Origin of the sequence: Acinetobacter sp. LUNF3, assembly GCF_022699605.1 — a bacterium.
In the GTDB taxonomy this organism is placed as follows: Bacteria; Pseudomonadota; Gammaproteobacteria; order Pseudomonadales; family Moraxellaceae; genus Acinetobacter; species Acinetobacter johnsonii.
This window is the reverse complement of sequence record NZ_CP093968.1, coordinates 1,382,519-1,398,552: the sequence shown is the minus strand read 5'-3', so window position 1 is coordinate 1,398,552 and position 16,034 is coordinate 1,382,519. Positions and strand designations below refer to the sequence as shown.

The window sequence follows — 16,034 nt, the reverse complement described above, 5'->3', positions numbered from 1 at the left end:
TAAACCTGTATACCTTTAAGTTTCTAACGCAATCTTTAGTTTCGGATTTCAAAGTGACCCAAAAACACGATCAAATGAGCTCTTCTTTATCTGTACCACCCGCATTAAATAGTCAAGAAAATCCAGAAAACAACCTTAGTTCAGCATTTGACCAACCCGAAATTCAAACGACCTTAGCAAAGACACAACTTCAAGCAGAGCAACTGACGCATACCCCTGCTCTGGATAAGATTCCAGCCTCAACGCGTCGTATTAAACCGCTCAATAATTTTTTAGGGCAAGATCGTGCACGTGCTTCAGTTGAAGCAGGCATTTCCTTACCTTATTCTGGCTATAACATCTTTGCCGTAGGGACAGCTGGCTTGGGCAAGCGCACCATGGTCAAGCGTTTACTCCAGCAACACGCCAAAAATATGCCGACACCGAACGATTGGGTTTACGTTTATAATTTTAAAAGCCCACGTCAACCGATTGCTTTAGAATTACCTGCTGGTCAGGCAGTAAAATTTCAAACCATGTTACATCAAACATGGCAAACCACTTTAAAGCAGCTCGAGCGCCGCTTTACTGCTGAAACCTACCACAACCGTATAGAAGCCATTCGCCAACAAACGGGTGACGTTCAGCAACAAGCCTTGATTGAATTGACCCAAGAAGGCGAAGAACTCGACCTCAAACTGGTCTCTCGGAATGATGAGCACTGCTTTATCCCCGTCCAGTATGTAGACGATAAAGTGTTAGAAATGACGCAGGCCGACATCAATGCTTTAAGCTCTAAAGAGCGTTCTGAAATTAATGCCAATATACGCCACATGGACAAAAAACTTGAGCGTTTAGGCATGCATTTAGGCGACTTGGAAGAAGATGCCCGCGATAAAGTTCAAGTGTTGAACCGCGATATTGCCAAGCAAGTTTTATTGCCTAAAGTCGACCAGTTACTGACTAAGTTTGCTGAGGTTGAAGGCTTAAAAGACTATTTAAAATATTATGCTGAAGACATTATTAACAATGTCGAGGTTGTACTCGAACAAGAAGAAGATGACTTTACCCCCGGACTGTTTAGTCGTATCCCTTCACGCTACCAAGCCAATGTGATTGTGTCGCATAAACCCAATGCTGGTGCACCGGTTATTTTTGAAGACTTCCCAACTCACTACAATTTACTTGGCCATGTAGAGCAACTGACTCAACATGGCACCATTACTACAGATTTTACCTTAATCCGCCCGGGGACATTGCATAAAGCCAATGGTGGTTTTTTAATGTTAGAAGCAGAACAACTGCTTGAACAGCCTTATGCATGGCAAGGCCTAAAACGCGCTTTAAAATCAGGCCAGTTAAAACTTTCTTCACTTGAGCATATGTTGACACTGACAGGAAGTATCTCAATTGAACCTGAAGCAATCCCACTGAATTTGAAAGTGGTTTTACTGGCTGAGCCTGAAATTTACTATGAAATACTCGAAGTAGAACCTGAGCTTGGCAGTGTCTTTAAAATCCGTGCCGACTTTACTGATACGTTGCAACGTAATGAAGTAAATGAACAAGCATATATGCAGCTGATTGCAGACTATGTACAAGCCGATAAATTACTTCCTTTCGATCGATCTGCGCTTTCTGCACTTTTGACTGATTCTAGCCGTCAAGCCGAAGATCAAAGCTCCTTATCTCTACATGCCCTCACATTGGGTGATTTGATTCGTGAGGCGCATCATCACGCCTTCCAATCAGGCGATAAAATGGTCTCGGATCAACACATTAATATGGCATTAGATCATCGTAAATATCGCTTAGGCTATTTGCGTGAGCTCTATTGGCAGGATTTATCGCGTGGTACACAGCTCATCGAAACGCGTGGACACCGCCTCGGCCAAATTAATGCACTTTCCGTCATTCACTATGCAGATGTTGAGTTTGGCTTACCATCACGTCTAACAGCGTCTGTGTATCAAGGCGGCGGCGATATTCTAGATATTGAGCGTAGTGTCGAGCTCGGTGGCTCTCTGCATGCGAAAGGTGTGCTTCTGATGTCATCGTTCTTAAAAGCACATTTCGGTCGTGAGCAAACCCTACACTTCTCTGCCGCACTTGCCTTTGAACAAAGCTATGGTCAAGTCGATGGTGATAGCGCCACAGTTGCTGAACTCTCCGCTTTAATCTCTGCAATTAGTCAGCTACCGATTGATCAGTCTTGGGCGATTACTGGCTCAATGAACCAATTGGGTCAAGTTCAACCGATTGGTGGTGTCAATGCGAAAATTGAAGGTTTCTTTGATGCATGTAAACTTCAAGGTTTAACTGGTAAGCAAGGTGTGATTATTCCACGTCAAAACATGCAACATTTAATGTTACGTAAAGACGTGATTGAAGCGGTTTCAAATGGCCAGTTCCACATTCATGCTATAGATACGATTGATCAAGCGCTTGAACTACTTATGGCTCGACCAGTCGGCACTTTAGACAAAAAAGGACGCTATACCAAGAAGTCCATTTATGCGGCAGTGATGGATCAGCTAGATTATTGGCAAGCCATTGAAGATGGTGCTGAGTTTGAAGAAGAGCCGAAGAAAAAGAAAAAAAAGAAGAAGGACAAAAAAAAGGCAAAAGCTGAAAAAAAGACCGTTGCAACTGAAAATGCAGCGGAACACACTTCTGAAGATGTAAGCACTGTAACTACAGCGGATTAACCCTTTCCCTCAAACAAAAAAAGCGCCTCAATGGCGCTTTTTTTTACAACTGAAGATTAAGCTTCAGGTGCTGGACTATGCTGTTCAACTAAAGGTTGTAATTCACCTTTTTGGAACATGTCTAGAATAATGTCACTACCACCAATCAACTCACCGTTGATCCATAACTGTGGGAATGTAGGCCAGTTTGCAATTTGTGGTAACAAAGCACGAATATCTGGATTTTCAAGAATATTCACATAAGCAAACGGACGACCAATTTGACTAAGCGCTTCTACAGCACGTGCAGAGAAACCACATTGTGGAAACTGTGGGGTGCCTTTCATATAAAGAAGTACAGCGTGTTTTGCAATTTGGTCACGAATTAACGCTTCGGTATCGCGTGCTTGTTCAGTCATTGATCAATCCTCAACTAATCTAACCCGCATTATACCCAAAACGTAGAAAAACAGTATGCCTAAAGCAATATTTCGACTTTTATTTAGATTTAGGCTTTAAAACTACAAGCATAATTGCTTAATATTGGATTTCACTTACCCTCTAACAGATAAGAGTTAGTCATGAATAACATTACCCTTGCTCCTGTACAAACTGATCAACCCTCTCATTTGATGCCAGTATTTGGCCGTCAACCGATCAGCTTTGTCCGAGGTCGAGGCTCTTATCTGTACACTGAGGATGGTACTGAATACTTTGATGCGCTAACGGGCATTGCAGTCTGTGGTTTAGGCCATGCACATCCTGTCATTGCAGAAGCGATTGCAGAACAAGCGGCAACGCTCATTCATACCAGTAACTTGTTTGAAGTACCTTGGCAAACGGCTGCAGCACAAAAACTTGCTGAAGTTGCTGGCATGGAAGAAGTATTCTTTTCAAACAGTGGTGCAGAATCCAATGAAGGTGCAATTAAAATTGCTCGTAAATTTGGCTACATGCAAGGCATTGCCAATCCAAAAATCATTGTTGCAGAACACTCTTTCCATGGTCGTACTATGGCGACCCTCTCAGCAACAGGCAACAAAAAAGTCCAAGAAGGCTTTGGTCCATTGGTTGAAGGTTTTATCCGTGTCCCATTCGGCGACATTGAAGCCATTGAAGAAGCTGCAATTCACCATCCAGACATTGTCGCAATCTTTGTCGAGCCAATTCAGGGTGAAGGTGGGGTCAACACCGCTCCGCAGGGCTTTAGCTACTTGGAAGAGATTCGTCAGATCTGTAATCAACACAACTGGCTGATGATGCTGGATGAAGTTCAAACAGGTAATGGCCGTACAGGTGAATACTTTGCCTACCAACACACCAACATCATTCCTGATGTACTCACCACAGCCAAAGGTTTAGGCAATGGTTTCCCCATTGGTGCGGTGATGACTCAAGGTCGTGGTGTAGGCGTACTGACCGCAGGTAACCACGGTTCAACGTATAGTGGCTCAGCATTGGGTTCGCGTGTGGTGTATACCATCATCGACATTATGCAAAAAGAAAACATTGTACAAAATGCAGCTGAACAAGGCGCTTACATCGTAGAACAACTGCGTAAGCAACTTGCCGATCAAAATGTGATTGTCCGTGGCTTTGGTTTAATGATTGGTATTGAACTACCAAAAGCATGTGGTGACTTGGTCAACATCGCTCGTGATGAATACCACACCATTATTAACGTCACTGCGGGTTCTGTGGTGCGTTTACTGCCGACCTTGAATATTACCAAAGATCAGACGGATCAACTGATTGAACGTCTAGTGAAAATGATTAAAGCGTACTTGGCTTAAGACAAAAAAGTCTGGTTCTAAAATTGCTTTTTGCATATTTCGGAACCAGACTTTTTGAAATGAATCGGCCAACTAAATATTAAAGTTTTGGATCACGCATTTGCACCAAACTTGCATTGGTTTTAGTTAAGGTTTCTATCACTTTATTCATGACTGCTGGCACCAAGGCATCTGCCATTTGCGCAGCTTGTAAGCCTAACTTCTCACCTAAAGTCGGTTTCTTACGCGTTGAGATGACATAAACATCATGATCGGTCAGTAAATTAAGCAAATAAGCATCTGAAGTTTGTAACTGATCGACCAAATTCAAATCTAAAGCATCTTGCCCATACCAATGCTCACCTGTCGCTACTTTCTCAACATTGAGTTGTGGACGGTATTTTTCAACAAAGTGTTTAAACAACATATGCGTCTGTTGTAACTCTTCTTCAAACTTCGCCTTACCTTCTGCTGTGTTTTCACCAAACATCGTCACTGTACGTTTATATTGGCCTGCTGTGTACAGTTCAAAATCGATATTGTGTTCTTTTAGCAGACGATTAAAGTTAGGAACTTGCGCGACCACACCAATTGAACCGACAACCGCAAAAGGTGCAGCAATAATCTGATTGGCGATACATGCCATCATATAACCGCCACTCGCTGCAACTTTATCGACACAGATAGTGAGATTGAAACCTGCATCACGTAAACGTACCAATTGTGCAGCAGCCAAACCATAACCATGCACCATACCGCCTGGGCTTTCTAAACGTACCACAACGCGATCACGCCCTGCTTTGGCTGTCGCTAAAATCAAGGTGATTTCTTCACGTAAGCTTTCTACCGCTGTTGCCGCAGTATCACCTTTAAAATCTAGAATATAAACTTTTTGATTGGCCTTTTTACGGTGACGAGACTCTTTCGCTAACTGCTGAGTCAACTGCAATAATTCTAATTTAGAGGCTGTAGTTTGCGCAATTTTTTTACGTTGTTCATTGATACGCGCATTTAAATGTGTAATTCGAATTTCAGCGGGAAGTTTCGGTAAATGAAATAACATAGAAATTATATTCTCTAAAATAATACGTCGGTATATGACCTAGATTAGGTCAATGGCATTTTTTTTCAATAGCCATTTTTTGTTTTATTCTGTAATGCGTTATCTTTCACATTTAATCATTTACAAGATGAGTCAATCACTCAGACAGCACACCTTCGCATCTTTTGTCCAATGTGACGCTAATACGCAATGTCCATCATCATGGCTATTTCATCACCAAACCAAATGCTCGAGCATAAAAAAACAGAGCGCTTAGGCTCTGTTTTTTCAAATATTTCAAGTTGTGTGTATTAACCGAAACGACCTGTAATATAGGCTTCAGTTAACTGATGATCTGGCTGAGTGAAGACTTTCTCGGTTGAGTTCACTTCAATCAAGTCACCTAAATGGAAGTAAGCGGTACGATCTGATACACGTGCAGCCTGCTGCATTGAGTGCGTCACAATTGCAATCGTATACTGCGTTGAAAGCTCAGAAATAAGCTCTTCCACTTTCGCTGTTGCAATCGGGTCAAGCGCTGAACATGGCTCATCCATCAGAATCACTTCTGGGCTTACCGCAATGGTACGCGCAATACATAAACGCTGCTGCTGACCGCCCGACAAGCCTGTGCCCGGTTGGTTTAAACGGTCTTTGACTTCATCCCAAAGACCCGCTTTACGTAAGCTGTTTTCTACAATTTCTTCTAAGTCATACTTATCACGTGCTAAACCATGCAGTTTAGGACCATAAGCCACGTTATCAAAAATTGACTTTGGGAATGGGTTTGGTTTTTGGAATACCATACCTACTTGAGCGCGAAGCAATACCACATCTAGGTTTGGGTCATAAATATCTTGATTATCCAACATCACTTTACCCGTCACACGACAGCTATCAATGGTGTCGTTCATACGGTTCAAAGTACGTAAGAAGGTCGATTTACCACAGCCCGATGGCCCAATAAATGCAATCACTTCATTTTCGTAGATATTCAGATCAATCCCTTTAATCGCTTCAGCTTCGCCATAGTAAACATGTACATCTGAAGTGCTGAGTTTGACTTGTCCTTGTGTCTGATCTTTCTTAGCAGAAGTCTGTGTATCAAACTGCGACACAAAAGAAGTACCCTGCTGACCTGAGGTCGTATTCGGGTTTGTAAATTGAGTGTGTTCTTGATTCACTGTTTGATCCTGATCTAAGGAATTTTTAACAACGGTATTCATATTTTGCCCTCACTTACCAACGGACTTCAAATTTCTTACGTAACCAAATTGCAATACTGTTGAGTCCAATCATCATTGCAAGCAGAACAATAATCGCAGCTGCTGTACGTCCTTCGAAAAAGTTACGCAGCTCATTACCTTGCCACAAGAAAATCTGTACAGGTAAAGCACTCGATTGATCAAATGGGGTCGCAGGTACACTCGCAACAAAGGCGCTCATACCTATTAATAACAGCGGTGCAGTCTCACCTAATGCTTGTGCTACACCAATGATTGCACCCGTTAGAATCCCCGGTAGTGCAAGTGGTAAAACGTGATGAAATACAGTTTGTACACGTGAAGCACCTAGCCCTAAAGCAGCCTGACGAATTGATGGTGGTACAGCTTTCAACGATGCACGTGTCGTAATAATCACCGTGGGTAATGTCATTAAACTCAGTACCAAACCACCGACCAATGGTGCGGAAAGCGGTAAATGCATCCAACCAATAAAGATCGCAGCACCGAGCAAACCAAAGACAATTGATGGTACAGCCGCAAGATTGTTAATGTTGACTTCAATGACGTCAGTGATCCAGTTTTTAGGTGCAAATTCTTCAAGATAAATCGCAGATGCCACACCAATTGGAATCGAAATAATGATCACAATCAGCATCATGAACAGCGACCCCATGAATGCCCCTGCTAAACCTGAAGTTGCAGGAGAACTGCGCGAGTCTGGACTGACGAAGATGTTGGTATTGAAAGTATTTTCCATGACCCCTGAAGCTTTCATTTCATCGGCAAGTTGACGAACTTCTGGGCTCAACTGTTGCTGTTCATCAGGCAAGCTGCGGTCAATATTTCCTGCAAGCCACACATCAACGTTTGCATCGGCAAGTACTTTAATGTCTTCTTTCTTACCGACCAATGATGGATCTTTCATCACCATATCACGTAAGCGATACGCTTCAGAACTGGTGTACAAAGAAGCCAAATCATCGCGCTTAGAAGCAAGTGCTGGGTCTTTTGCAATCATGGCATTCACGATTAAAGCATCCCAATCCACCATGCCCATTTCAGTTTGCCAAGCGATAAAACGCTCTTCAAACTGTGCTGGAGATTCGCCTGCACGCTGTACAGGTTTTGCACCTGTCGTAATAATGGCAGGGTCAAAGTACACGGGTAAACTCATGCTACTTTGCCAAAAAGCAGGTAAGCCTTTCGATAAAATACTGCCAAAAAGTAGCGCGACGAAGAATAAACCTGCAATCACTGCTGAGAAACCAAAGAAACGAAAGGTTTTTTCTTTACGGTGACGTTTTGCCAGTGAATTACTGATCGTTTGCTTACGCTTTTCTCGTAATTCTGCCGCATGTTGTGGATCAAATACTTGATCTGCTGTGCTATTAGAAGTCGTCATTAGTCGTATTGCTCACGATATTTACGCACGATGTACAGTGCAACAATGTTCAAACCAAGCGTAATTACAAAGAGTGTCAGACCTAGTGCAAATGCCACCAAAGCTTGCGGGCTTGCAAAGTCAGTATCACCAGTCAATTGGTTTACGATGGTAATGGTCACAGTTGAAATGGCTTCAAGTGGATTGGCATGCAATAGAGGACTATTCCCTGCTGCAAGCACCACAATCATGGTCTCACCGATGGCACGTGACGCTGCAAGCAAGAACGCGCCGATAATACCCGGAAGTGCTGCTGGTATCACCACCTGACGAATGGTTTCGGACTTTGTCGCGCCCAAACCTAATGAGCCATCACGTAATGCACGTGGCACCTGCGTGATAATGTCATCTGACAGCGATGAAACGAAAGGAATAATCATGATACCCATGACGAAACCAGCAGTGAGTGCGCTAGTTGCGTTGATGTGTAAACCAACGGATTCACCAAGCATTTTAAAGAATGGGCCAATGATCATCAGTGCAAATACACCGTAAACAATGGTTGGAATCCCTGCGAGCACTTCAATAGTTGGTTTTGCCCATGAGCGGAACCCAGAAGATGCATATTCAGCAAGATAGATCGCGATCATTAATCCCACAGGGACTGCAACCAAGAGTGCAATACCACTAACCATTAGGGTGCCCCAAAGTAGTGGTAGTAAACCATAGCTACCTTCAGCATTGCCTGAAGTACTAAATCCTGGATCCCACACTGTACCAAAGAAAAAGTCGAGTGGACTCACAAATTGGAAGAATCGCATCGCTTCGCTGAACATCGACATCACGATACCAATCGTGGTTAGAATCGCGACACCAGAACAGAGCGCAAGTGCAACATTAATGGTTTTCTCAACTTGGTTACGAGCGCGGAACTGAGTTGCAATGCGTTTTTTTGCAGCGACTAAACCTGCCAGTGCCACACAAATCACCACTGCAATTTTGGCAAATGTACCAATGCTTTGAAACTTCGCCAGTTGCTCCGCAGCAGCAAGCTCATACGCGGCTGGTGTATCTGTTACACCAAAACCTGAGGCAATCGCTTCTACACGGTTGATCAACACATCCGTACTAGCAGCATCTAAGGTTGCAGCGACTTGTGCTGGCACGTGATTTAGTACCACATGATTCAAAACATTTGGTTCAACAATATTCCAAACAATCAAAATTAAAAAAGCAGGGATACCACACCACAAAGCCACTAACGCACCGTAATACCCCGGACGTGAGTGTAATTTTGCAGAATTATTTCCCTTACCTGCTAAGTTACGGCTCTGACTTAAGCCCATTTGATAGGCTATGGCAATCAGTGCCAATAACACACCTATAAGTAGCAGATTCATGTATTCTCCACGGTTCTTTCAATTTTCATTATTTGAAAAAACTTAATCCTAGTAAAAAACGTCAAAGGTAGGACTTGCCTACCGTTGATTGTTTCTACGCTTAATTACTTAACCGCTTTGCCTACTTTGAAGTTCGCAAGAACTGCTGCACGCTCTTTGTCTGACATTGAGATCAAACCAGCACGCTCAAGCTTAGAACCCTTACCTGATACTTTCTTGCTGATGAAGTATTCAGTGTATTCTTTTAAGCCTTTGATTGATTTCAAATGCTCACCCTTCACGTAGAAGAATAGTGGGCGAGAAACTGGGTATGAACCATTCAAAATAGTCTTTTCAGATGGTGCAACATTGTTCACTGTAGCTACGCGTAACTTGTCACGGTTTTGGTCATAGAAACCTAAACCAAACACACCCACTGCGCTAGGCGACGTTTTTAAGCGCGCTAAAGTTTCAGTGTAGTCACCCGCAATCTCAATCACTTTGCCGTCTTTACGGAAAGTTGAACATGCTTTCTTTTGAGCATCTTTATCCATTGCTTTAATTGCTGCATAAGTTTCGCAGCCTGCATCAACCATTTTTTCTTGGAACACTTCACGTGTACCGTGGTTTGATGCTGGAATCACTAAAGTGATTGGTTCGTTTGGAAGGCTTTTGTCAATTTGGTTCCAACGTGTATATGGGTTTGCAACCATTTTACCGTTAGATGGTAACTGCGCTGCTAAAGCTGCATAGACGTGCTGTGGGCGTAATTTGTATGCTGCTTTGCTTGCATTTGAAGCAAATACAATACCGTCATAACCAATTTTGATTTCGATCACTTGGTTCACACCAGCTTTCTTACAAGCAGCTAATTCTGTATCTTTAATTTTACGAGATGAGTTTGCGATATCAATTGTGTTATCACCCACACCATTACAGAACTGTTTCAAGCCGCCTGAAGAACCGCCAGAACCAACAACGGGTGCTTTAAATTGTGGGAAAGTATTGCCAAACTCTTCAGCAACAATACTTGCATACGGTAAAACTGTTGAAGAACCCGCAATTTGAATTGTGTCACGAGCTGCGTTTGCCGTAGTTGCTACAGCTGCCCCAGAAACTACTACTGCAAGTGCGATATGGTTTAAGCGCATATTTGTTATCTCACATATTAAACATTTTGGAGTACGCCACTTTTTATTCAGTTTTGTACTTTTTTGGATAACTGCATTTTGATTTCAGAATATGACAAGCAAGTTACAGCATTGTGACACTTTCATGATGTTTATTTTTATTTATCCATGATTCGTTACACTTTGTTCAATTTCACCAAGTTTAAACACCTAAAGAATTTTTCTTATTTTTATATAAAGAAAATACGTATTTCATTTTACACCAACTTTTTTTCAAACTTTTATAAGAAGTAAAAACTTTTAAAATCAATGCATAAAATGAAAAAAACTTCATCGGTTTTTTATTTCTTAAACATTTAATAGTACTTATAATCTATAAAAATTTGCGTATACCCATATGCATAATCCACATGAACTTTCGCCATTTGTAAGAACTTCATAGCCCATAAATGACAAATGAGTAGTGTCATATTTAGAAAATTGAGCGTCATTTAGGTCTTAATTTTTACCTTTTATCCCCCATTTATTACTGAAAAATAGCATACTCATCTCAAATACGAGAGCAAATTTATGACTTTTTAGACTCAGGTGCCTTTCTTATTTTTAGAAATACTTGTCCAAATAATGGGTATTTCTGAGGGACACCACTTTATCTTTTTTTCTAAAAGATAGCTCAATGAAGGAGATTTTGGGCTTCATTTACCCTTTACTGCCGCCTTAACCATTCATTTTTCGTAAGAAGCGTGACGTCATATGAGTGCGACATTTCCCATGACCGCTAGACAAACACATTTATTTACCCCAATTTTCCGGGATTATGACAAGGACTTGCCTGTCGTGCAGATCATACCTTCAACTTGAAAATTCGTGAAGAAAATCATTTGCATATTGAAAATCAAAAGCCCGAATATTTAGCGTTAGTCTTAACCATTGAAGCTCATTTTCCTAAAAATCATAATTCAAGCATGTATCGAAAACCACCTCAGAGAAAACCAAAGCATCTCCAACATAATTAAAATTAGGTGCTTAGCCAATAGATGTTATGCATTTTAATATTTACAACACATAAAAAAAGGAGCTGATATCAGCTCCTTTTTTTAACACAACAATCAATTAAGCAATTGCAGGTGTATAGGTTCCATCTGCGATTGGACCTTTGATACGATCCGCTTCTGCAAGGACAAGACCAAGCAGGTTCTTCACGTTATCTAAAGTCGCAACTGGACTTAAAGTCGTCATTTTCAATGATTGATTGTGGCCTACTTTAGTTACACCAATATTCGCTTCACCACGTGCAAACAATTCATCTGCAACGTTTTGGTTTAAGGTATCAAGCAATTCTACTGGATAGCCTGCTGGAACCACACGGAACAATACAGATGCAAATTGTGGATCAACCAACATCTCTAAACCAGCAGTTGCATTGATATAATCAGCAACGTCACGAGTTAAAGTAACGCCGTGGTCAATCATAGAGCCATACAGTTCTTCACCAAGCGCTTCAACAGTCATCCAAAGCTTCAACGCATCGAAACGACGTGTTGTTTGAAGTGACTTAGACACGAGGTTAGGCACGCCATGCTCTTCGTCATAAGCAGAGTTTAAATACTCAGCTTCGTAGTGCATGAAACGATAGTTCGCTTCGTCTTTTAACAAGAACGCACCACAAGAGATGGTTTGGAAGTAATGCTTATGGAAATCCAGCGTAATTGAGTCAGAAAGCTCAATACCATCCAACATATCGCGATGATTGTTCGATAAGATTAAAGCACCGCCCCACGCCGCATCGATGTGCATCCACGCGCCATATTTGTTGGTGATTTCACGAATTTGCTTCAGTGGATCAATTGCACCTGCATCGGTCGTACCCGCAGTTGCAACCACACACGCCACAATCTTACCTTCAGCTTGAAGGTGAGCCATGGTTTTTTCAAGTGCATCCACATCCATCTGCGCGTTCTCGTTCACAGGAACGGTCACGACTGATTGGAAGCCCATACCCATCATCGCCATGTTCTTTTGTACAGAGAAGTGTGCATTTTCAGAACAAATAACTTTGACGTTGCGCATCGCATCGCCCGGCACGCCATCACGCTGTACAGACCACGGATTACCGTTTTCGTCTTTCCAGTTTTTCGCAATACATGCATCACGTGCAAGCAGTACACCCATCAAGTTTGACTGTGTACCACCAGAAGTGAACACGCCTGCCTGACCTGCACCATAACCCACTTTTTGACGAAGCCAGTCAATCAACTGAACTTCCATCAATGAACCTGCAGGACTTTGGTCCCAAGAATCCATCGATTGATTCGTTGCATTGATCAGCACTTCAGCAATTTGACTGGTCACCATAGTTGGACAGTGCAAGTGCGCGAGCGAGTGCGGGTGATGGACTTTTAAGCTTTTGTTTAAGAAAAGCTCAACCATACGTTCAAGTGACTTTTGTACACCCAAACCTTCTTTAGAAGGAATAAATGCAATCGCACTGCGGAGCTCTTTGATGCTACCGCCCGTGTACATTTTGTCGTTTTGCAACCATGCTGCAACTGCTTTAGTCGCTTGATCCATTGCTGACGAGTAGTCAGCAATAGATGCAGCATCATTGCAGAGTAACGCCTTACGGTGTTCTGCAAAATCAACCATGATTACGCGCCTCGAGTTGCAACAAGTGCTTCAGCAATTGCTTTCTTGAAGCGAGAAACCGCTTCAACACATTCATCATGAGTGATGATAAGTGGGCAAAGTAAACGAATGACTGTACCGTTACGGCCACCTTTTTCTAACAACAATTTGTTGTTAAAGCATGCCGCTTGAATCGCTGCTGCCAATTGACCATCTGCAGGTAAAGAACCCATATGATCCGCTGGTTTACGCTCATCAACAATTTCAACACCAATCATCAAACCACGGCCACGCACGTTACCGATACATGGGAACTCTTGAGCAAGCTTTTTAAACTCAGCTTGTAAGAAATCACCACGTTCTTGTGCATTTTGCGCAAGGTTTTGTTCTTTGATGGTCTTGATCGTTGCAAGACCAGTACCCATTGCCAATTGGTTACCACGGAAAGTACCCGTGTGACCTGCTGGCTGCCAAGCATCAAACTTACGTTTAATGCCCAACACAGCAAGCGGTAAGCTACCACCAACGGCTTTAGACATCACCACTACATCAGGTTCAATACCCGCATGTTCAAATGCGAACATTTTGCCTGAACGTGCAAAGCCTGCTTGAACTTCATCAAGAATCAACACAATGTTATGTTTTTCAGTCACTTCGCGGATTTTTTTCAACCATTTGGTTGGCGCTGTGACCACACCGCCTTCACCTTGAATTGCTTCAAGAATGACAGCCGCTGGCTTGGTTACACCACTTTCAACATCTTCAATGAAGTTTTCAAAGAAATATGTCAATGCATCCACACCCGCTTCACCACCTAAACCAAGTGGGCAACGGTATTCATGCGGATACGGCATAAATTGAACGCCTGGCATTAAACCATTTACAGCATTTTTCGCAGACAGGTTACCTGTCATTGCAAGAGCGCCGTGCGTCATACCATGGTAACCACCAGAGAAACTAATCACTGTGCTACGACCGGTATACGTCTTCGCTAATTTAATTGCTGCTTCCGTGCCATCTGCACCAGATGGACCACAGAACTGTAGACAATACTCTTCCTTACCGCCTGGTAATTGTTCAAGTAATGCTTCAGTAAATGCATCTTTTAAAGGTGTCGTTAAATCCAAAGTATGTAAAGGAAGACCACTTGCAAGTGTATCTTGAATACTTTGAATTACCGCAGGATGATTATGGCCCAAAGCCAATGTTCCTGCCCCAGCTAAACAATCGAGGTACTCTGTACCTTCAACATCAGTAACCCAGCAGCCTAATGCTTTGGCTATCGCTAACGGTAATTTCCGTGGATAGCTACGAACATTGGATTCCATCTGACTTTGGCGAGTCAAATAGTATTCGTTAGTAGTATTAGTGGCAGGGTTTACAGAAGAAACGCTCATATCGAATTACCATCTCTGATATGGGTTGAAAGAAATAAGTCGGGTGACTTTTGGTCCTTTGACTCGGCGCTTTATAAATCTAGTCAGATAGCGTTTGGATACTTCATAACTAGGAGGCGGATGATACAGAAATTTTCAATAAAATAAACAGCTTTTGGATATTATCTGCCAGAAATTTACTAAAGAAATATATCATGCCAAACCATAGCTTAAATTATCCTCTTATAGTGTGACAACGTAAAGAAAAGCCGATGAATTTATTTATTTTTCAACTTCGCCACAAAATTTAAAAATACTCACCTTGGTCAAAAAATAAGTTTTTGAAATAAATCACTTTATCTAGGTTTTTCTAAAAAATATTTTGTACCTTTTTTTACAATCGAACCACAATATTTTCGTAAATTCACCACAAATTGGCTTTAAGCTTTTTACAAATGTTGCAAAACTCCTCCTAAATAAAAAAGGAATAAAAATGCGTCAATTCTTCATCCCAGCAATTGCTCTTAGTGCTTTATTTAGCTCAGCAGTTTTTGCTCAGTCTGAGAACCAATTGAACTACAATATTGTCAATGTTCAGGCCGAGGCCACACGCCAAGTATCCAATGATTTAATGAATGCAACGCTTTACATTGAACGTAGTAACAAACAACCTGCCGAACTCGCAACACAAATTACGCAGCTCATGAATCAAGCTACAGCTTTAGCACTTAAATATCCAAGCGTAAAAGTCGAAACAGGTTCTCAAACCACCTATCCAATTTACAACGATGACAACCAAAAGTTAAAAGAATGGCGTGGTCGTGCTGAAATTAATTTAGAAAGCACAGACTTTAAGGCGGCGAGCCAGTTAATTGGTGAGCTACAGCAAAACTTCCAAACCCAGTCAATCGGTTTTAGTGTATCTGACACACAACGTAAGAAAGTGGAAAATGAGCTGATTGTGGAAGCATCGAAAAACTTTCAACAGCGTGCGCAATCGTTAGCACAAGCATGGAGTAAGTCAGGTTATAACTTGGTGAACTTAAACATTAATACCAGCAACTACTACCCTCGCCCAGTCATGATGCGTGCAGAAAGTGCAAAATTTGCAGCAGCTGATGCGCCAATGCAAGATGTAGCTGGCGGTGAATCTAAAATCACTGTGAATGCAAATGGTACTGTTCAACTTAAATAACAGATTTCATTCAAATTCATCTAAAAAGCCATGTTAAACATGGCTTTTTTATTGTGTGCTCCATTAAGAAGACTTTAATTCGCCTATTAATTTTAGCGTTTTAATTGCAATAAGTGATAATGGTTATTATTTGATTTCATCAAAGTTCAGCATATGATAGCCGCGCTATTTATTATGGATTGCGCACAAAAGAATGATTTCATCACGTCTTCATCTGCAGGATCGCAGATTATTCAAAGCCA

Annotated in this window: 11 protein-coding genes; 3 read left to right on the top strand and 8 right to left on the bottom strand. The window is 41.9% G+C overall.

Going from position 1 to position 16,034, the window contains the following annotated elements:
* The first annotated feature begins 53 nt into the window (after nt 1-53).
* The gene (locus tag MN200_RS06870; protein WP_058869444.1) at nt 54-2,687 is read left to right on the top strand and encodes an ATP-binding protein; all 2,634 of its coding nucleotides are present in this window, start codon (nt 54-56) and stop codon (nt 2,685-2,687) included.
* Nucleotides 2,688-2,743: 56 nt separating this feature from the next.
* Here the strand turns inward: MN200_RS06870 and grxD are convergent, their stop codons facing one another.
* The gene (gene grxD, locus MN200_RS06865; protein ID WP_004693588.1) at nt 2,744-3,085 is read right to left on the bottom strand and encodes a Grx4 family monothiol glutaredoxin; all 342 of its coding nucleotides are present in this window, start codon (nt 3,083-3,085) and stop codon (nt 2,744-2,746) included.
* A 162-nt stretch (nt 3,086-3,247) separates the two neighbouring features.
* On the opposite strand from grxD, the gene MN200_RS06860 reads away from it, so the two are divergent.
* Nucleotides 3,248-4,459 carry an aspartate aminotransferase family protein gene (locus tag MN200_RS06860; protein WP_242760419.1) on the top strand — a complete coding sequence of 404 codons (1,212 nt, stop codon included), beginning with the start codon at nt 3,248-3,250 and terminating at the stop codon, nt 4,457-4,459.
* Nucleotides 4,460-4,538: 79 nt separating this feature from the next.
* Here the strand turns inward: MN200_RS06860 and sohB are convergent, their stop codons facing one another.
* The 7 genes from sohB to MN200_RS06825 form a co-directional block, all read right to left on the bottom strand.
* Nucleotides 4,539-5,501: a protease SohB gene (sohB, locus tag MN200_RS06855; protein WP_242760418.1), complete on the bottom strand. Its 963-nt coding sequence runs from the start codon at nt 5,499-5,501 to the stop codon at nt 4,539-4,541.
* Between the two features lie 290 nt (nt 5,502-5,791).
* Complete coding sequence (gene pstB / locus MN200_RS06850) at nt 5,792-6,706, bottom strand: phosphate ABC transporter ATP-binding protein PstB (RefSeq protein ID WP_242760417.1); 915 nt, start codon at nt 6,704-6,706, stop codon at nt 5,792-5,794.
* 13 nt (nt 6,707-6,719) lie between these two features.
* A complete protein-coding gene (gene pstA / locus MN200_RS06845) occupies nt 6,720-8,108 on the bottom strand; it encodes a phosphate ABC transporter permease PstA (RefSeq protein WP_062034589.1) in 1,389 nt (462 codons plus the stop codon).
* Nucleotides 8,108-9,487 (bottom strand): phosphate ABC transporter permease subunit PstC, encoded by a 1,380-nt coding sequence (gene pstC, locus MN200_RS06840; protein WP_242760416.1) that lies wholly within the window; start codon nt 9,485-9,487, stop codon nt 8,108-8,110. Before pstC ends, pstA begins: the two co-directional genes overlap by 1 nt.
* A 104-nt stretch (nt 9,488-9,591) precedes the next feature.
* Nucleotides 9,592-10,617 carry a substrate-binding domain-containing protein gene (locus MN200_RS06835; protein ID WP_205666796.1) on the bottom strand — a complete coding sequence of 342 codons (1,026 nt, stop codon included), beginning with the start codon at nt 10,615-10,617 and terminating at the stop codon, nt 9,592-9,594.
* Between the two features lie 1,092 nt (nt 10,618-11,709).
* Nucleotides 11,710-13,242 (bottom strand): aspartate aminotransferase family protein, encoded by a 1,533-nt coding sequence (locus MN200_RS06830; protein WP_058869439.1) that lies wholly within the window; start codon nt 13,240-13,242, stop codon nt 11,710-11,712.
* Between the two features lie 2 nt (nt 13,243-13,244).
* Nucleotides 13,245-14,618, bottom strand: coding sequence for a diaminobutyrate--2-oxoglutarate transaminase (locus tag MN200_RS06825; RefSeq protein WP_004693606.1), 1,374 nt, complete (start codon nt 14,616-14,618; stop codon nt 13,245-13,247).
* 472 nt (nt 14,619-15,090) lie between these two features.
* Here MN200_RS06825 and MN200_RS06820 point away from each other — a divergent pair, with 472 nt between their 5' ends.
* Nucleotides 15,091-15,792, top strand: coding sequence for an SIMPL domain-containing protein (locus MN200_RS06820; RefSeq protein WP_242760415.1), 702 nt, complete (start codon nt 15,091-15,093; stop codon nt 15,790-15,792).
* The last annotated feature ends 242 nt before the right edge of the window (nt 15,793-16,034 follow it).